This window comes from Streptomyces sp. DG2A-72, assembly GCF_030499575.1.
GTDB lineage: Bacteria > Actinomycetota > Actinomycetes > Streptomycetales > Streptomycetaceae > Streptomyces.
Genome location: NZ_JASTLC010000001.1, coordinates 10002828 through 10020519, shown reverse-complemented (window position 1 = coordinate 10020519; position 17692 = coordinate 10002828). Strand labels below are relative to the sequence as shown.

Genomic DNA, 17692 nt, shown 5'->3' with positions numbered 1-17692 from the left:
ACCCTCAGCGAACTTGTTCAAGCCGCCTTGGCGATCGTGCAACCCGGAATCGTACGTTTGGGTGCCAGTGCACCGGTACTGACCGCTACTTGGTATGTACGGGCGTTCGTTTGACAGACCCTCGATGACGCGAACGCTACCCGCGGGGCCTTGCGATCAACGGCTCGATCTCGCCGGGCAGACGACGCCATCGAGGACAGGAGCGGACCGTCACTGCCGCAGTGCGCCTATGTACGGGGCCAGTGTGACGGCAGTGGCTTTGCAGGACAGGTAGTTCTTGGCGTGGTGGAATCCGAAAGTCGGGTGAATGGGATCGGTGAGGTCCTCGCTGATTCCGGTGAAGGCTCGGGCCAGACGGGGCGGGATGGCCACGGGGTCTCCGGGATCTGCGATGTTCACCCACCGTGCAACACCGGCCGGGCGCACGCCGAAGCGGGCGGACGGGGCACCGGTGGGACCGGGGACGAGGCGGTCGAAGACGCCGTGGGGCAGGGCGAGCGGCGAGCCCATCGTCACCAACAGCTCAACCTGCAGTTCGGGGTGCGCGTGGAGGGCTTCATAGGTCACCACGGTGCCCAGCGAGTGGGCGAGGACAACCCGGGGCCGGTGTTTGGCGATCCGTGTGGCGACCTCCTCCCGCACCGCAGCACGCGCCGGGGAGTCGACGTCGGCCAGGTAGGTGGCCACCTCACGAAAGAAGACCCGAATGAAGAGCTCGGTCAGCCGACCATCCAGGCTGAACTTCTCCGCCACCCAGGAAGCGACATACCTCACCGGCATCGTCAGCGCCCCCTGAGCGACGGGCCGCGGCGCACCCAGCTCCGCCAGCCAAGCCGCCATCAGCTCCCTGGCCAGCGGATCCCGCAACTCATCCTCCTGCGGGCCCTGAACGATGGGACCGGGATAGAGAAGGTGCGCGTAGTAGGCGAAGTCGAGGGCAAGGCGGGCTGTCTCGATCCCTAGTCCGTTGGCGAGGTGGCGCGTCCAGCTCTGGATGTGTCCCGCGCGTACTTGGTCGGCGGTGGCTCGGGCATCGCGGTATCCCACGCCATGCACGGCCACGACAGCCAACGGCTCGACGCTGCCACTGCTCATCGAAATCTCCTGAAGACCGGCTCCAAAGTGAGGGCGATGACTTCATTGCCCATGCCGAGTACGACCGTGCCCTCCGCGGTGATCTCCATGCACCTTGCACGGTGGGGGAGGCTAAGGGTCGTCAAGCACGATCTGCTCTTCAAGTCCCACACCCGCACCGTGTCGCCGGCGGTGACGGCGACGGGCCGACCGTCCACCACCGCCGTCGCCACCGCGCCCAACCACTCGTCGTCGCCAAGGGAGTGGGGGGCGTGCCCGCTGTTCAGGTCCCACACCAGCGTGCCGCTGGTGCTGGCGGTGATGGCGACCGGATGGCCGTCCACCACCACCGTTGCCACCGATCTCGTCTGGCCAATGTAGCCACTGAGATCGGTGAGGGTGCGGGTGGCTTGTCCGGTGGTCAAGTCCCACATCCGCACCGTCTGGTCGGTGCTGGCGGTGACAGCGACGGGACGGCTGTCCAGCATCGCCGTCGCTACCGAGACCACCTGGGCGGTGTGGCCGGTGAGAGTGCGGATGGCGTGCCCGCTGTTCAGGTCCCACATCTTCACAGTCCCGTCTGCGCTGGCGGTGAGGGCGACGGGCCGACCGTGCACCACCGCCGTCGCCACATCACGCACCTGGGCGGTGTGGCCGGTGAGGGTGAGGGTGGCTTGCCCGGTGGTCAAATCCCAGACCCGCACTGTGCCGCCGCCGGAAGGGTGCGGGTTTGGGACTGTCACCGTGAGTCCGCCGCCAGCGGTGATGGCGACAGGTCGGCCGTCCACTACCGCCGTCGCCACCGCGCTCGCCCAGCGAGTGTGGCTGGTGAGGGTGCGGATGGCGTGCCCGCTGTTCAGGTCCCACACCCGCACCGTCCCATCACCGTAGGCGCCGGCGGTGAGAGCGACGGGCCGTCCGCCCACCACCGCGATCGCCACCGCATCCACATCAGCGGTGTGGCCGGTGAGGGTGGCGTGCTGACTGTTCAGGTCCCACACCCGTACCGTCCCGTCTCTGCTGGCGGTGACGGCGACCGGTCGTCCGCCCACCACCGCCATCGCTACACCACGCACCTCGCCGGTGTGGCCGGTGAGGGTTTGGGTGGCCCGCCCGGTGGTCAAGTCCCACACCCGCACCGTGTCGTCGAGGCTCCCGGTGAGGGCGATGGGCCGGCCGTCCACCACCGCCGTCGCCGCCGAGACCACCGCGTTGGTGTGGCCGGTGAGGGTACGGATGGTTTGCCCGCTGTTCAGGTCCAACACCCGCACCACGCCGTCTCCGCAGGCGGTGACGGCGACGGGTCGACCGTCCACCACCGCCGTCGCCACCGCGCCCACATTGCGGGTGTGGTCGGTGAGGGTATGGGTGGCTTGCCCGCTGTTCAGATCCCACACCTGCACCACGCGGTTGTAGGAGGTCACAGCGATGGGTAGTCCGTCCACCAACGCCGTCCCCACGTCGCTCGCGTTGACATGGTCGCCCAAGTCTCCGGTGAAGGCGCGGGTGGCGTGCCCGGTGGTCAGGTCCCACACCCGCACCGTGAGGTCAATGCTGCTGGTGATGGCGACGGGCCGGCCGTCCACCACTGCCGTCGCCATCCTCCACACCCCCTGGGTATGGCCGGTGAGGGTGTGCAGGGCATGCCCGGTGGTCAAGTCCCACACCCGCACCGTGGAATCAGCGCTGGCGGTAAGGGCGACAGGTTGGCCGTCCACCAACCCCGTCGCCACTGCTTGCGTCCAGCTGGCGCGGCCGTCGCGGGTGTGGTCAGCGAGGATGTGAATGGTGCGGCCGGTGGTCAAGTCCCACACCCGCACCGTGTCGTCGAACCCGGCGGTGACGGCGACGGGCCGGCCGTCCACCACCGCCGTGGCCACCTCCCTCACCCCGCGGGTGTGGCCAGTGAGGGTAGCAACGAGTGCGCTCGACACCTGGCTGCCCGTCGCCCACAGCGGCCTCCAGTCGGTATTGCGGGCGAATTCGCGGCTGAGATCCGAGGCCTGGAATCGTGCCGCGTCGAGGGCGAGGACCTGTCGACGCTGGTCGACGCCGAGGTCTCGGTGAATCCCCTGAGAAGCCCGGTAGATCGCGGCCGAAAGACGTGCCTCAGGGGTCGCTGCCTGGCGCAGGGCGGCGGTCACCGTCTCGGGGTCGGCATGGACGAGGAAGCCTGGATCCTGGAGGAGTTCGTCCGCAAGCCCGGCGCTCGCGGCGTGCTGGGCAGCGTGGCGCACCAGATAGGGTTCGGCGACGTGCCAGGCGGGCCGTTCGTTGGCCGTGCGGGGCAGCGAGGCGATGAGCTGCCGGAAGATGGCGTCGGCAAATGGCTCCCGGCGAAGCGCTGTGGTCACGTGCTCTGTCCCTGTTCTTGAGGGCTGAGCGGGTCGGCTCGTAGGTGTTCGGCGAGACCTTCGTGGAAGAGCCGGTACAAGGTGGTGCCATCGCTGTCGATGTCCTGGCGCAGGTAGAAGCGGGCCTGTTCCAGGGCTCCTTGGACCCGGTGCACGGACAGGGGATCCGTCCCGGGCGTGAACACGGTGGCAGCGGTGGCGATGATGCGCTCGGGCATGCCGGAGCCCCGGGCGTGGGCCACAGCGGCCAGGACCGCGCGCAGGTCGGGCTGGTCGGCACGGCGGGCCAGGTCGAGTTCGAGGAGAGCAGGCAGGTCTCGGGGTACTCGGCAGCCGAGTTCTCTGGCGCGGCCAGGATCGTGTTCGGTGGACAGGGTCAGGACGTGGTGCACATAGAGCCCCGCGACTAGGAACTCGCCCCAGCCCAAAGGCTTCGGCTCATCCGGCGTGGCTTCGCTGCGCGTCGGATCGTCCTTGCCTGTTAGGCGTTCTGCGATGCCTTCGGCGAGCGCGTTGGCGGCGTTCACGGCATCGCGAGCGGCGTAGGGGGTGTCGACGGCGAGCAGATCGCTGACGTACTGCCGGACCGCCTGGTAGATGTCGTCCGGTTGGGCGTGGTCGAGGTTGATCAGCCCGTCGGCGTCTTGAGCCAGTTGCAGCAAAGCGGTGAACGGCGGATCGGAGCGGGTTCCGACCAGGAGTCGTATTCCGGCATGGCCGTCGAGGGCGGCGCGGGCCAGCGGTAGCAGCAGGGCCTGGGTGACGTCGGCGGGCCGTTCGGCTTCGTCGAGCGCGTCGATCACCAACGTGAACCCTTCGGGACCGGCGAGCTGAATGAGCCGCTCTGCGTCCCATCCGTCGGCAGGCCGATCATCTTCTCTCGCCCCCATCTGGCGCGCTAGGGAGTCGGCTATCTGGTCCAGATCGCGGCGCCGTGCATGCACCACGGCGAGTCGGTCATTGCTCGCCGGCTTGACCGGTAGACGGAACCACAGATTCCGTGCCGCTTCGCGGAGTTGAGGGTGCGCTGCACACATCAGAACCCCGAGCAGACCCGATTTACCGACCCCCGGTTTGCCGGTGATCACCCGGAAGCCGCTGCCCTCGCCGTTGAGCCAGTCGGTCAGAAGACGGACCTCCTGCTCCCGGCCGTGAAAGTAGCCCTCCTGCAGCCCGCGGTCCAGCGGTTCACTGCCTGCACCCCGCAGCATGAAGTGCCGGGCATCGAATGCCTCGTCCACCAGGGAGGCGATCCCACTGTCGAGGTCGGACAGCGGGTTGGACCAGCGGCTGTCGTATTGGGGGTTGGGGAAGAACGGCAGTTCTTCCAGATCTTCGACGCGTTCGAGGAAGGCAACACGACTGCCCTCGACCAACTGCTCGAAGCCTTCCTGGGCGCACATGCTCGCTACTTCACGAGCGATCTCAAGTCCCACCGTGGGAAGCGGAATGTACTCGCAGGCCCGGTCCACCGTTGATGTCCCGTCAAGGTAGTTCCCCAGCACGGTGCATGTGGCCCGGCTCAGCCGATAGTTGAACGCGCTGTTCTGCGAGCCGGTCGCGGCGATGATCCAAGCGCGGCGGTGCATGGCGGGCATCTCCTGATGCCAGGGCAGCGTCGCAGCGACTCCGGAATGACACAGATCCAGGATGAACAACGTCAGCGGCCGCGGCTTGTCCGGATGGGATTCAATCAGGCTGATCCACGACGACACTGGATCATCCAGGTTGTTGCCGTCCTCGCCCACCACATGCAGGCCCCGCTCGCCGGTGTCGGACAGCCGGCCGTGCCCGACGAGATGAACGATCAGCACCTCAGCAGGGCTCTTCAGAGCCTTGCGGACCTTCTCGGCAAGATCTGCCTCTGAGTCCGCCGGACAGTGCTTCCTGTAGCCGAACTCGCGCACGACCTCGGACACGTACGCAGCATGCTGCGGAGCTTTGAGGAGGGGATCCAGCGCATCCATAGGCGGCGGGCCCTCTCCGTCCCGCCCCTCCAGCGCGACCCCCAGGGCCAGCACCCTTCTGTCCGTAGCACCGCTACGACTGCCGCCGTCGTCCATGCCCCCTGCCCCACTCCTCTAAGCTAAGATCACGCACGGCCCGGGACGCCGACACAGGCATGCAGGAACTCTCCGCGACGTTCCCTCTCGGCCCCGCCACTTGCCGCAATGATCCAACCTCACACGCCCCTACGGCAATTGCCTACGCCAGAGCGCCCCTCTGCCATCCGCTCACTGACTCCCTCCCTGGTGACGGTCCGGAGGAATCGGTCACGATCTTGAGACCGCACGGCAGGACAAAAGGCAAGCCGGCATCGCCATGCACACCGCCTTCACCTGCCTCAAGCCCCGCCAGCTCATCACCTTCTGCGGCCTCACCCTCGGCACCTACGTCGCCTTCGTCCGCTGAGGACGGTGACCGTGCAGTCACACCTACGGCAACGGGCACGAGCAGCTCGAACGCTGCGTCGCTCCGCGACACAGCACCGCCGCCGCCCCAAAGACGGGTGACTGGCCGAACCCCCGTCACACAAGGGCAAGTTCGGTTGCACGGACGATACTGTGACACGACATGAAGCCCTTCGTCTTCAAGCACGCCGATGCCCGCTGGCCCGAGGGCGCCACCCTCTTGCACGTATATCTGGCCGTATCGGACCGGGATCGTGCCCTTCTCGACCTCGTCACCAGCTGTAGGTTCGTGTTTCCGATGTCCTTTTCTCATTGGCGATGGCCTCTGTCCGGCCCAAGGGACAGCGCGGTGAGACGCACTCCTGTCTGATCTGTCCCGTCTCGCTGAGCATGGATGATCTCAGACCCGTAGCGCGGGTACCCGGACCGGCGTTACGAGCGCCCCGCGTTCGGGGCCGGAACCAACGACGGAGAAACACACCTCGTCGGGTTGGACGATTGTTCCGGCGACGAGGTCAGCGTGCAGCAGGGCGATGGTCGAGGCCGCCGCGGTGTTGCCGATGGTGCGTACGTTCGAGGGTGCCTGCTCGGCGGGGATGCCCATCTCCTCGCGGAAGGCGTCGACCAGCCGGGGGTTGGCCTGATGGGTGTAGAGCCTGGTCACCTCTTTGAGATAGCCGGGGCGGACCTTTTCCAGGGCCTCGTGGTTGAGGGTCATGCCCCTGCTGTAGTAGCGCTGGATTTCGGGTGAGTTCATGCCGTAGCCCGACAGCTCGCAGGAGCCGGGGGAGCCCGCGGGGTGCTGGCTGCCGCCGCCCGGGAAGTGGATCAGGGGATCGCTGAGCCCTGGCTCGTCGCCGAACGACTGGCTGTCGCGCGAGTAGAGCACCAGCCCGTCGGCGTCCTTGCTGCGGCGCAGGACCAGGGCGCCGGCGCCGTCAGAGAAGAGCGCCGGCGACGCCCAGAGGCTCTTGCCGTACGGGTGCACGGTGTTGTCGGTGTAGTGGGGAGCAGGGAGCCGTCGGGGGCGGTGCTGACCCGGCTGGCGACGTTGTAGGCGATGACCAGGGCTCGTTCGGTGTCGGTGGACGACACGACCGCCGCTGCCCGTGCCAAGCCTGCGCAGCCCGCGCCGAGTTGGACGGGTGGGACGTGGTCCGGGATTCCCAGGATGCGCAGCAGCGCGAAGGCGTCCTGGTCAAGCATGACCTGGTACGGGGTGCACGTCACGAGGACAACCGCGGTGACCTCGGCAGGGGACAGACGGGCACTGTCCAGCGCGCCGCGGGCCACCCGCGCGACGGTCTCCAGATCGGCGAAACGGTCGGGATCCCAGGCTTTGGACTCCACGGCCAACAACCGAGTGACGGTGGCTCCGGTGAGGTGCGCCCCGGGCCTGCGCCGGTCGGGGACGCCTGCCTGCCGGGCCCAGGACTCCATGTCGATCACTGTGCCGAGTTCGGCGCAGGCGCCGCCGATCTCGTAGGGGAAGGGGCGGGCGTGCAACTCGGGGACCTCCGTGCGGGTGGGCCGCTCGCGTGGCAGCGAGCGCGCAAGGGACTTGTGGATCATTGAGCTTGACTCGCGCGCCGAGCGAGCCGTGATTGCGCCAACTGGGTGGATCGCCAGGCAAGTTCACTCCTGCGAGCAGATCGAAACGGGCTTCGGCCGGGACGGGTGAAACGATCTCCGCGGTTTCCGGGCAGCTTCTGAGCTTGTTCTTTAACCTCCGGCTGTCCTGCCCCATCGATGTCTGAGCAGTCTCATCGAAGTCTGATTGTTCTATGACACTGCACCTTGAGCGCGTGCCATCGAGGTTTGAGTGGTGCAGGCCGCTCGCTGAGACTCCATGATCCTGACAGCCCTGCGGTTCTCGAAGGGAATGTGGCCGAGGACGTCGAGGGCGGCTTCTCAGCTCCGTCTCAGGGGCAGAAGCGGCTACCGTGGCCGTGCCGCACGAAGGAGGCCCAACATGACGATCCAGCGGATGGACAACGTCCTCATCGTCGTCGACGACCTTGAGGCTGTCATTGCATTCTTCGTCGAACTCGGCATGGAGCTCGAGGGTAAGGGGCCACTCGAATGGCGCGGGGCGGAGCGTGTCATCGGGCTCGATGACGTCCGGCAGGACATCGCCATGCTGCGGGTCCCGGACGGCCACGGGCGAGTAGAGCTGGCGAAGTTCCACAGGCCGAAGGCCATCACCCCCGAGCTGAAAGACGCGCCGGCGAACACGCTCGGCCTTCGTCGAATCATGTTTGCCGTCGACGACATCGAGGACGTCGTTGCCCGCCTGCGGGCCCACGGTGCCGAACTCGTCGGCGAGATCGTGCAGTACGAGAACATCTATCGGCTCTGCTACGTCCGCGGCCCCGAGGGCATCGTCGTCGGACTCGCCGAGCAGCTCAGCTGAAGCCCTCCGACGGGGCCGTGCACCCACAGGGCAGGCGGGCACGGCCCCGCCTCGGTTGACTTGCGGCTTCGACACATGTCGGCACGGCCTAGAGGGTGCTCTTGAATCAGGGCTTGATGGGCTTGCACCGCATATCCGGCCTGTAAGGTCGACACGCATGACAGCAGAGTCACCGACGCAGACTGTGCAACGCTTGTTCCCGCTGCTCGCCGAGGGGAAGAGTGCGGAGGCGGCGGCGCTGTTCGCCGACTCGGTGTCGTTCTCAATCCCGCACCCGCCGGGCATTCCGTGGGTACCGGAGGTCGACTCGGCGGAGGGCATGCGGACGTTCTTCGAGCTGCTGCAGATCCATGTGCAAGCCAAGGAGTTCGACCTCCGCCAGGTCATCGCCGAGGGCGACGATGTGGTGCTCATCGGGCGCATGGTCTCCGAGGTCAAGAAGACGGGCCGGGACATCGAAACCGCGTTCGCCCTGCACACCACGGTCCGGGACGGGCGGATCACCCGTTACCACCTCTACGAGGACAGCTACGCCGTTGCCAAGGCCTACTTCGGCGACTGATCGTCCGGCGGGCTCGCTCAGCTTGTCTTTCAACCTCTGGCCTCGAACGTCGCATCGCACGCGCTCGCTCGTCCGGGGACTCGCCGGGCAGGCGGACGGCCTTCGCGTGATCATGTGTTCCGCCACGGAATCAGGTTCATACGAAGGCCGCAGAGGTGAGTTTGCTGCACCACGATGCCCGGCGGGACGCGTTCGACTTCGCCTCACACTTCCGGGACGACTTCTACTCGTGCCTGACCCGGCGCGGTGACACGCTGTTCGAGCTGACCGACGCGTTGCTGTGCGCGGACGGACCGGTGACCACGCCGGTGGACCTCACACTGACGGCCGAGCACCGGCGTGGGCACGGCGCGATGTACGACGCGCTGAACCGCGGGAACGTCGATGTGCCGCGACTGCGGCAGGTATTGGCCGGATTGCCGCAGCCCGAGGCCGCCGACGGGCGTCTGGTCCTGGCGGTGGACGTCACCCACTGGCTGCGGCCGGACGCTCCGTGCAGTGCCGACCGCTTGTTCTGCCACGTCTACGGCCGCTGCGGACGCTCGTCGGACCAATTCGTCCCCGGCTGGCCCTACTCGTTCGTTGCCGCGTTGGAGTCGGGCCGGACCTCGTGGTGCCAGATCCTGGACGCGTTGCGGCTGGGGCCGGCCGATGATGTCGCCGAGGTCACCGCGGCCCAGGTCCGCCGGGTGGTCGAGGACCTCATCGACATGGGCCGTTGGCACGCGGGTGACCGCGACATCCTGGTCGTCTTCGACGCCGGCTACGACGCTCCGCGCATGGCCTATCTGCTGGAAGGACTGCCGGTGGAGGTCCTCGGGCGGATGCGCACGGACCGCGTGATGCGCAAACCCGTCCCGGTTCCCTGGATCTCGCCGCCGCAGGGCGGGCGCCCGCCGAAGCACGGCAAGGAGTTCCGCTTCGCCAAGCCCGACACCTGGGGCGCGCCCGATGCCGCGACCCTGCAGGTCACCGACCGCTGTGGCACCGCTCGCGTGATGGCCTGGACCGCATTCACCCCCGGCTGACCACCCGCTCCGCGTGGATCGACCATACCAGCGAACTCCCCGTCATCGAGGGCACGTTGATCCGCCTGGAAGTCGACCGCCTGCCAGGCGGCCACGATCCGCTCCCTGTCTGGCTATGGTCGTCAGCCACCGGCATGTCGGGCGAGGGCGTCGACCTGCGCTGGCAGGCGTTCCTGCGCAGATTCGACCTGGAGCACACCTTCCGGATGATCAAGCAGACGCTCGGCTGGACCCGCCCGAAGCTCCGCACCCCCGAGGCGGCGGACCGGTGGACCTGGCTGGTCATCGCGGCCCATACCCAACTCCGCCTCGCCCGGCCGCTGGCCGCGGACCTCCGTCGCCCCTGGGAGAAGTCGGCCGAGCCCGGTCGGCTCACTCCCGCCCGGGTCCGCCGGGGGTTCAGGAACCTCCGCCCCAACTTGCCCTGCCCGGCACGTGCGCCCAAACCCAACCGGCCCGGCCCTGGCAGGCCACTCGGCTCGAAGAACCGGCACCCCGCCACCCGCTACGACGTGGGCAAAACCGTCAAGCGACCCGAGACCATCGCCGAACGTGACCAGGTCAGACCATAAAGAACAAGCTCAGAAGCTGTCCCACAACCACGGTGAGTGACGAAGGGATTGTTGGTTGCCAGCGAACGGCATCCCATCTCCGATACACACGCTGGCAGGCGCCTCCATAAGCGCGAGAGGCGCGAGGGCAGAGTGGTTCCGGTGACGCTCGCCGAGCGATGAGTTCCGGTGGTGCCAGGAGTCCTATGGGCGAACGTCAACAGTCAGAAGGGACCCACCATGCCTGCGAACACCGAACAGCAGCGCAAGGTCATTGCCGACGCCGTCGTCTCGATGGACGGGTACACCAGTACAGGCCCCGAGGACGACATGAGCTGGGCCATGGAGCACATCACCAGCGAGCAGAGCGAGATCATGTACGAGGGGATCTGGCGCGGGGTAAGCACAGCGGTCGTCGGCCGCGTCAACTGGGAGGGCTTCACCTCCGTATGGCCCGGCCTGACCAGCGACCCGACCAGTTCGGCCCGGACTCGCGATCTGGGTAACTGGCTCGCCACCGTCGACAAGGTGGTCATCTCCACGACCCTGCAGCAAACCGACCTGGACAAGACGGAATGGGCCAACGCCCGAGTCTCCCGCGACCTCGAAGCCGAGGTACGCTCCCTCAAGGCCGCGCCGGGCCGCGACATTCTCGTCCTGAACAGCGCCAGCATCATCAAGGCGCTGCTCAAGGCCGACCTGATCGACGAACTCTGCCTGACCGTGCTCCCGACGACCCTCGGCGGAGGAGTGCGCCTGCTGCCCGACGGCCTCTCGTCGAAATGGCGGCTTTCCCACGCCACCACCATCCCCACAACAGGCGCCGTCGCCCTGTGCTACCGCCGCCCCTGAGGTTGACTCTGGAGCTCCTGCAGCTCGTCAAGTGGCTGGAGATGACGATGGTTCGCTCCTGAGCTTGTCCTTATGGTCTGACCTCGAACGATGCCCCGAACGTGATCGCTCGTACGAGGATTCCGGGGACGTGAACACGGCCTTCGTCTGATCCTGTGCTCCGACCAAAGAGGCACCTGACCAGCACGAAGGCCGTGGGGGAATGAGTCTGCTGCATCACGATGTCCAGCGGGAAGCGTTCGCGGTGGCGTCACACTTCCGGGACGACTTCTTCGATTGCCTGACCGCGCGTGGAGACACGCTGTTCGAGCTGACTGACGCGTTGCTGTGCGCGGACGGACCGGTGACCACGCCGGTGGACCTCACACTGACGGCCGAGCACCGGCGTGGGCACGGCGCGATGTACGACGCGCTGAACCGCGGGAACGTCGATGTGCCGCGGCTGCGGCAGGTGCTGGCCGGGCTGCCGCAACCCGAGGCCGCCGACGGGCGCCTGGTCATGGCGGTGGACGTCACCCACTGGCTCCGGCCGGACGCGCCGACCAGCCCGGACCGCTTGTTCTGCCACGTCTACGGCCGCAGCGGCCGGTCCTCGGACCAGTTCGTGCCCGGCTGGCCCTACTCCTTCGTCGCCGCGCTGGAATCGGGCCGCACCTCCTGGTGCCAGATCCTGGACGCGTTGCCGCTGGGGCCGGCCGATGATGTCGCCGAGGTCACCGCGGCCCAGGTCCGCCGGGTGGTCGAGGACCTCATCGACATGGGCCGTTGGCACGTCGGTGACCGCGACATCCTGGTCGTCTTCGACGCCGGGTACGACGCTCCGCGCATGGCCTATCTGCTGGAAGGACTGCCGGTGGAGGTCCTCGGGCGGATGCGCACGGACCGGGTGATGCGCAAGCCGGTCCCGGTGCCGTGGATCTCGCCGCCGCAGGGCGGGCGCCCGCCGAAGCACGGCAAGGAGTTCCGCTTCGCCAAGCCCGACACCTGGGGCGCGCCCGATGCCGCGACCCTGCAGGTCACCGACCGCTACGGCACCGCTCGCGCGATGGTCTGGGACCGTATCCATCCTCGTCTGACTACCCGCTCCGCGTGGATCGACCACACCGGCGAACTCCCCGTCATCGAAGGCACGTTGATCCGTCTTCAGGTCGACCGCCTGCCCGGCGGCCACGATCCACTCCCCGTCTGGCTGTGGACGTCGGCCACCGGCCTGTCGGGCGAGGGCGTCGACCTGCGCTGGCATGCGTTCCTGCGCAGATTCGATCTTGAGCACACCTTCCGGATGATCAAGCAGACGCTGGGCTGGACCCGCCCGAAGCTCCGCACACCCCGGGCCGCGGACCGATGGACCTGGCTGATCATTGCTGCCCACACCCAACTCCGCCTCGCCCGGCCGCTGGCCGCGGACCTCCGCCGCCCTTGGGAGAAGCCGGCCGAGCCCGGCCAACTCACCCCCGCCCGAGTCCGCCGCGGGTTCAGGAACCTCCGCCCGAACCTGCCCTGCCCGGCCCGTGCGCCGAAACCCAACCGGCCTGGCCCCGGACGCCCGCCCGGCTCGAAGAACCGGCACCCCGCCACCCGCTACGACGTAGGCAAAACGGTCAAGCGACCCGAGACCATCGCCGAACGTGACCAGGTAAGACCATAAAGAACAAGCTGAGTGACAGGTAAAGGGGGCGTGACCCCAGTGACGGTCATCGCGCAGACAGCGGACGGCTCCTCGGCGGCGGACCCGACGGACAGGACGGTCGCGGCGGATGAGAGGATCCGGGTGGCCGCGACGGCTCAGGAACGGCCGGCATCGGCGGTGCTGGCCGATCGGACCGCGGTCATCACCGGCGGGACGACGGGGCTGGGCCGGCAACTCGCCGAAGGGTTCCTGCGCGCGGGGGCGCGCGTGGTGTGCGGGGCGAGGAGGGATCACGGCGTCGGCGAGATCGTCGACCGGTATGAAGACCGGGCCGCGTACGTGCCCTGCGACGTGCGGGAGCCGGAGTCCCTGGAACGGCTGATGGCCGAGACCGCGGATCGGTTCGGCGGGATCGACATCGTGGTCGCCAACGCGGGCATCACCCGCAACAACACCGTGCGCCGGCTCAGTCCGGAACATTGGCGCGAGGTGATGAGCACCAACGTCGACGGCGTCTTCCACACGGTCCGAGCCGCCCTTCCTCACCTGGAGCGCAGCGGCAGCGGCACCGTCCTCACCGTGTCCTCCGCGATGACCTCGCATCCTGCGGTCGGTGCCAGCGCCTACATCGCCTCCAAGGCGGCGATCGAGGCGTTCACCCGCTGCTGCGCCGTCGAGTTCGCCTCCCGGCGGATCCGGGTGAACTGCCTGGCGCCCGGCATTCTGAGCGTGGGCATGGGCGAGGCTGTGGCGGCGGACGAGCGGCTGCGGCAGATGTACTGGCCACGCCTGCTGGCCGGACGGCAGGGCTCCGCGCAGGAAGCGGTGGACGCAGCGGTGTTCCTGGTCAGCCCGGCAGCCTCGTACGTCAATGGCCACGTCCTCGATGTCGACGGAGGCGTGCTGTGACGGTCTGCGTCCGCTACGAGGACGACCTCGCCTGGGTACGCCTGGACCGTCCGCCCCTTAACCTGTTCGACGCCGCCCAGCAGCGGCGGGCAGATGCCGCCCTGCGGGAGCTCCGCGACCGCACCGACCTTCGTGCGGTGCTGTTCACCGGATCGAACGGCCACTTCTCCGCTGGCGGGGACGTGGCGGAGATGGGCACGCTGACGCCAGCGGAAGTCGCCGACTACGCGGCCCGCATCAGCCGCCTGACGCGCGAGGTCGCGGCGCTGCCCGTCCCGGTGATCGCCTCCGTGGAGGGGTACGCGCTCGGCGGCGGCTGCGAACTCGCCCTCGCCGCCGACGTACGCATCTGCACCCCACCGCCCGCTTCGGCCTGCCAGAGATTCCGCTCGGCCTAATCCCCGGCGCCGGCGGAACCCAGCGCCTGCCCCGCCTGGTCGGCCTGTCCCGGGCCAAGGACATCCTCTTCTCCGGCCGCCAGGTCGACGCGGCCGAGGCCGAGCGGATCGGCCTGGTTGACCAAGTCGTCCCCGAAGGCACCCTGATCGACGCGGCCCAGGCCCGGGCACACCGCTACACGGCCGGCCCGCCCGACGCCCTGGCAGCCGCCAAGCGCGCGATGGACGCCTCTCTCGAAGGCCCGCTCGACCACGGTCTCGATCTCGAACTCGCCCTCTTCACCCCCCTCCTCACCGCCGGAAAGCGCACCGCACACTTCCATCGCTTCCAAAGCACAACCGAGCCGCAAGCCGACCAGACCGCTCTGACCTGACAGCGAACCGTCCGTGGGATCGAGAGCACATAGCTCACCCTGGTGTTCAGTCGCCGACCTGTGCGACCTGCTCATGCTGCTGTGCAGATGCGTGGTCGTCGAGGCACTTCGAGGCACTCGCCGGGAAGGTGGGCGGTCTCGCGGAGGAGTCCGTGGCCTGCTCGCCGAGTCGCGTTCGTGAGATGTCAGTCCCGCAGGGTGAATGCGGTGGACAGGACCCTCAGGGCCACGGCGGGATGGAAGAGCACGGCGGGGGAAGCCACCATGTTCACCACTCGTACGAACCTCGACCAAACGGCCGCGTCCTTCACCGCGACTTGGAAGAGCCTCGCGTTGTACCAGTGCGCGAACCTCGCTCCAAAGGGCTGACGGTCCGGATTCCACATCAGATCCGAATTGGTGGAGAGCGTCCACGGGCCGAGCAGCAACCGGCCCACCCGCTTCTGGTAACCGCCGGCCAGCCCGTCCAGCCGCTTCCCGGACGCCCTGTGGCGGGCCAGCATGCGGTGCAGCAGTTCCGCTTCCATCGCGGCCACGGTCAGGCCCTGGCCGTAGACGGGGTTGAAGACGCAGACCGCGTCCCCGATGGCGATCAGCCGGTCTGGCCAGTTCTTGACGGCGTGATAGGGCCGCCACTGGTTGTCGACGTTGGTGTAGCGATGGGTGGGCTCCTGGACGGTGCGGCGGGCGATCTGCTGGGCCAGGCGCGGGTTGTCCAGGCTCTCCGCGAACCGCAGGTAGCCCGTGTCGTCGGTCGGCGGCTGGTCCTGGAAGCCGAACAGCGAGCACGTCCACCGGTTGCGCTCCACGGCCAGAAGGACCCCGGCCCGGGGCACACGGGGAGCGAACAGCATCTGGTACGCGACGTAGAAGTCCGGGTGGCTCGGGTGGTTCTCCTCGGGCCGGTCGAAGTTCATCGATGTGTAGGTGACCTTCGCCTTCACGGTCCGCTTCGGGGGGACCGTAACGCCGACCGCGCCCAGCCAGTCCTCCAGTGAGCTGGACCGTCCGGAGGCATCGACGACCAGATCGGCGGCCAGGTCGATCGCCTCCGCGCCCTGCTGTTTGCACGTCACACCGGTCACCCTCCCCGAGGCGTCCCGGATCAGGCCCGAGACTTGCGTGGCGGCCATCAGCGTGACCTCGGCACGCGCGAGCACCCTGCGCCGCAGCCGGCGCTCCAACTCGTCGCGGGTGAACGTCTGGATCTGCACCCCCGTCCGTCCCCGGGGTGCCAGTCCGGTCGGCAGCAGGAAGTCGATCCCCTGCCCGTAGTCGAACACCGGCGCACCGGCTTCCCGCAGCTCCTCCCGCAGCCCCGGAAACAGCCGCTGCAGGACCTCGCCCCCCTTGGCCAGCATCGCATGCGCGTGATAGCCCTGCGGCGCACCCGGATGGGCACCGGTGTCCCCGTCCACGGCATCCCGCTCCACGAGCACGACTTCCGCGAAGAAATCGGCCAGCACCCGCGCCGTCACCAGCCCCGCGTAACTCCCGCCGATGACAACGGCCTTGGCCCAAGGGCGGTTCGTTTTCATGTCGTCTCCCACGCTTGTTGGGGCAGGGCGGATCACGCGGATCAACGACGGCATTGATCATTGCGAAACGGCCGGTCAACGTGTCACCAGCGAGATCACCGAGCCTCAAAGCCGCCTACGGCCGGGTGATTGTGGTGTCGGAGGTCCGTCCGGATAGTGCGGACGCGCCTGGGGGCGTGTCCGGACAGCCAGGCCACGCGTGGGCGGAAACGTCTCGACTGGCAGGGGCCCCTGGTCCATCCCACGCTCTGAGCGATGCTGGCGGGAAAGGGATGCGCTCTCGACGGTCCCGTGCCGCAGCCGGTACGGAGCGTGGGGCTGGACCGACCGGTGATGCTCGTGCGCTCCGAGCGGCCCGAGATCGCCCCGTCGGTGGACGCCGCATGCAAGTGGTTCCGTCCCCGCGGATTCCACCGTGACCTGCAGCTGACCTGAGCCGGGCACAACACGTTCATGGCCTGGGCTGTCATCTGTCCAGCCCTGGGCGTCAGGTGCCGCACGATATGCGCGCTCTCCTCGGTTCGATCAAGGAGGCCCCGGGCGTCGACGCCCAGCGGGCCTCTGTCACTGCCTTCTTCGACCAGCACCTCACAGGCAAACCGCAGAGCCTGCTGGAGGGCCCTCAACGCGCTTTCCACAGGTGACGTTTCTGGACTGAACTGGCGTTGCGGCCCGGGTGCTACCGGGGATGCTCGGGCCGCAAACACCGGCGGGTCAGATGCGGTCGGCGACGATCAGGAGGTAGTGGAAGCTGCCCTCCTTGTAGGCGGTGAGGAAGGGGTCCTCGATGCCGGTGGCGACCGAGGATTTCGCGCGCAGTTCCCAGTAGGGGATGGTGCCCGGGGTGAGGTCGATGACCTGGATGGGGACGAGATTGTTGGCCGCGAGCGCCTTGAAATACTCGCTGCGGGGGTGGATGTTGCACGTGTAGTGTTCGTCGATCTTGCTGACGGCCTTGGAGCGCATGCCGGTGACGTCGTTGGAGCAGCCTGTGATGCAGACGTACCGGCCGCCGTACTCCAGCAGGCGGGAGAACTCGGCGAAGAGCTCAAAAAGATCGACGTACATCGTTGTCTCGTTGGTCCAGATCGCGCGCCGTGAGCCGGTGTCCAGGCGGGTGTCGAGCATGTTGCGGAAGTGGAAGCGGACCTTGTCGGCCACGCCGCGCTTGGCGGCTTGGTCGTTGGCGAAGGCGACCTGCTGCTCGGAGATGCTGACGCCGTCGACATGGCAGCCGAAGCGGGCGTTGGCCATGATGCTGGTGCCGCCGCGGCCGGAGCCAGCGTCCAGGAGGCGGTCGCCGGGGGTGATGTCGCCGAAGTGGTCGAGGAGTACCTCCGCCTGGGCCGTTTCCAGGCGGTGCATCTCCTCGATGATGCGCTGCTCGCGGGTCTCGGCCGGACCCACCAGGACGGAGGGGTCGTAGTCGCCGAGGCCGTAGTGGTGGTGGTAGAGGCCGTCGACCTCGCCGAGCTTGATGTTGACCGGATCCTTCTCGGCGTTCCAGTACGCGGCGACCGACTTCTGGTATTCGGTGCGCAGGACGTCGCCCATGGCGATGTCCTCCATCTGCGTCGAAATGCGGGACATGAGTCGTA

At 67.9% G+C, this 17692-nt stretch carries 15 protein-coding genes and 1 pseudogene; 9 read left to right on the top strand and 7 right to left on the bottom strand.

The features are described 5' to 3' along the window. Positions 1–210 precede the first annotated feature (210 nt). From QQY66_RS47425 to QQY66_RS47405, 5 genes are all read right to left on the bottom strand, one after another. Positions 211–1095, bottom strand: a complete 885-nt coding sequence (locus QQY66_RS47425; RefSeq protein ID WP_301986749.1) for a hypothetical protein — start codon at positions 1093–1095, stop codon at positions 211–213. Further along, the gene (locus QQY66_RS47420; protein WP_301986747.1) at positions 1092–3428 is read right to left on the bottom strand and encodes a WD40 repeat domain-containing protein; all 2337 of its coding nucleotides are present in this window, start codon (positions 3426–3428) and stop codon (positions 1092–1094) included. Before QQY66_RS47420 ends, QQY66_RS47425 begins: the two co-directional genes overlap by 4 nt. Beyond that, positions 3425–5347 (bottom strand): AAA family ATPase, encoded by a 1923-nt coding sequence (locus tag QQY66_RS47415; protein WP_301986746.1) that lies wholly within the window; start codon positions 5345–5347, stop codon positions 3425–3427. Before QQY66_RS47415 ends, QQY66_RS47420 begins: the two co-directional genes overlap by 4 nt. Positions 5348–6239: 892 nt before the next feature. Next, the gene (locus QQY66_RS47410) at positions 6240–6728 is read right to left on the bottom strand and encodes a 3-oxoacyl-[acyl-carrier-protein] synthase III C-terminal domain-containing protein (RefSeq protein WP_301986745.1); all 489 of its coding nucleotides are present in this window, start codon (positions 6726–6728) and stop codon (positions 6240–6242) included. Beyond that, positions 6668–7411 (bottom strand): hypothetical protein, encoded by a 744-nt coding sequence (locus QQY66_RS47405; protein ID WP_301986743.1) that lies wholly within the window; start codon positions 7409–7411, stop codon positions 6668–6670. Before QQY66_RS47405 ends, QQY66_RS47410 begins: the two co-directional genes overlap by 61 nt. 400 nt (positions 7412–7811) lie before the next feature. Here QQY66_RS47405 and QQY66_RS47400 point away from each other — a divergent pair, with 400 nt between their 5' ends. From QQY66_RS47400 to QQY66_RS50720, 8 genes and pseudogenes are all read left to right on the top strand, one after another. Continuing rightward, positions 7812–8252, top strand: coding sequence for a VOC family protein (locus QQY66_RS47400; RefSeq protein WP_301977526.1), 441 nt, complete (start codon positions 7812–7814; stop codon positions 8250–8252). A 157-nt stretch (positions 8253–8409) separates the two neighbouring features. Then, complete coding sequence (locus tag QQY66_RS47395; protein ID WP_301977525.1) at positions 8410–8814, top strand: nuclear transport factor 2 family protein; 405 nt, start codon at positions 8410–8412, stop codon at positions 8812–8814. Between the two features lie 155 nt (positions 8815–8969). Continuing rightward, positions 8970–10414, top strand: a pseudogene (locus QQY66_RS47390) (NF041680 family putative transposase). Positions 10415–10633: 219 nt separating this feature from the next. Further along, on the top strand, positions 10634–11245 hold the full coding sequence (locus QQY66_RS47385; protein ID WP_301986742.1) for a dihydrofolate reductase family protein: 612 nt from the start codon (positions 10634–10636) through the stop codon (positions 11243–11245). 202 nt (positions 11246–11447) lie between these two features. Continuing rightward, positions 11448–12893, top strand: coding sequence for an NF041680 family putative transposase (locus QQY66_RS47380; protein WP_301986740.1), 1446 nt, complete (start codon positions 11448–11450; stop codon positions 12891–12893). A gap of 30 nt (positions 12894–12923) precedes the next feature. Beyond that, positions 12924–13784, top strand: a complete 861-nt coding sequence (locus tag QQY66_RS47375) for an SDR family NAD(P)-dependent oxidoreductase (RefSeq protein WP_301986738.1) — start codon at positions 12924–12926, stop codon at positions 13782–13784. Beyond that, a complete protein-coding gene (locus tag QQY66_RS47370; protein WP_301986737.1) occupies positions 13781–14182 on the top strand; it encodes an enoyl-CoA hydratase/isomerase family protein in 402 nt (133 codons plus the stop codon). The genes QQY66_RS47375 and QQY66_RS47370 overlap by 4 nt, the downstream gene beginning before the upstream one ends. Next, a complete protein-coding gene (locus QQY66_RS50720; RefSeq protein ID WP_367667101.1) occupies positions 14101–14556 on the top strand; it encodes an enoyl-CoA hydratase/isomerase family protein in 456 nt (151 codons plus the stop codon). Before QQY66_RS47370 ends, QQY66_RS50720 begins: the two co-directional genes overlap by 82 nt. Positions 14557–14741: 185 nt before the next feature. Here QQY66_RS50720 and QQY66_RS47360 read toward each other — a convergent pair whose 3' ends face one another. Next, complete coding sequence (locus QQY66_RS47360) at positions 14742–16094, bottom strand: NAD(P)/FAD-dependent oxidoreductase (RefSeq protein ID WP_301986735.1); 1353 nt, start codon at positions 16092–16094, stop codon at positions 14742–14744. A gap of 255 nt (positions 16095–16349) precedes the next feature. On the opposite strand from QQY66_RS47360, the gene QQY66_RS47355 reads away from it, so the two are divergent. Then, positions 16350–16529 carry a hypothetical protein gene (locus QQY66_RS47355; protein ID WP_301986734.1) on the top strand — a complete coding sequence of 60 codons (180 nt, stop codon included), beginning with the start codon at positions 16350–16352 and terminating at the stop codon, positions 16527–16529. 279 nt (positions 16530–16808) lie between these two features. Here QQY66_RS47355 and QQY66_RS47350 read toward each other — a convergent pair whose 3' ends face one another. Beyond that, a complete protein-coding gene (locus QQY66_RS47350; RefSeq protein WP_301986733.1) occupies positions 16809–17684 on the bottom strand; it encodes a geranyl diphosphate 2-C-methyltransferase in 876 nt (291 codons plus the stop codon). Between the last annotated feature and the right edge of the window lie 8 nt (positions 17685–17692).

Excerpts from the sequence above, each read along its gene's own strand:
- QQY66_RS47350 (WP_301986733.1), bottom strand. The coding sequence starts at position 17,684 with ATGTCCCGCATTTCGACGCAGATGGAGGACATCGCCATGGGCGACGTC.
- QQY66_RS47360 (WP_301986735.1), bottom strand. The coding sequence starts at position 16,094 with ATGAAAACGAACCGCCCTTGGGCCAAGGCCGTTGTCATCGGCGGGAGT.
- QQY66_RS47355 (WP_301986734.1), top strand. The coding sequence starts at position 16,350 with ATGCTGGCGGGAAAGGGATGCGCTCTCGACGGTCCCGTGCCGCAGCCG.
- QQY66_RS47385 (WP_301986742.1), top strand. The coding sequence starts at position 10,634 with ATGCCTGCGAACACCGAACAGCAGCGCAAGGTCATTGCCGACGCCGTC.
- QQY66_RS47395 (WP_301977525.1), top strand. The coding sequence starts at position 8,410 with ATGACAGCAGAGTCACCGACGCAGACTGTGCAACGCTTGTTCCCGCTG.
- QQY66_RS47380 (WP_301986740.1), top strand. The coding sequence starts at position 11,448 with ATGAGTCTGCTGCATCACGATGTCCAGCGGGAAGCGTTCGCGGTGGCG.
- QQY66_RS47425 (WP_301986749.1), bottom strand. The coding sequence starts at position 1,095 with ATGAGCAGTGGCAGCGTCGAGCCGTTGGCTGTCGTGGCCGTGCATGGC.
- QQY66_RS47400 (WP_301977526.1), top strand. The coding sequence starts at position 7,812 with ATGACGATCCAGCGGATGGACAACGTCCTCATCGTCGTCGACGACCTT.
- QQY66_RS47405 (WP_301986743.1), bottom strand. The coding sequence starts at position 7,411 with ATGATCCACAAGTCCCTTGCGCGCTCGCTGCCACGCGAGCGGCCCACC.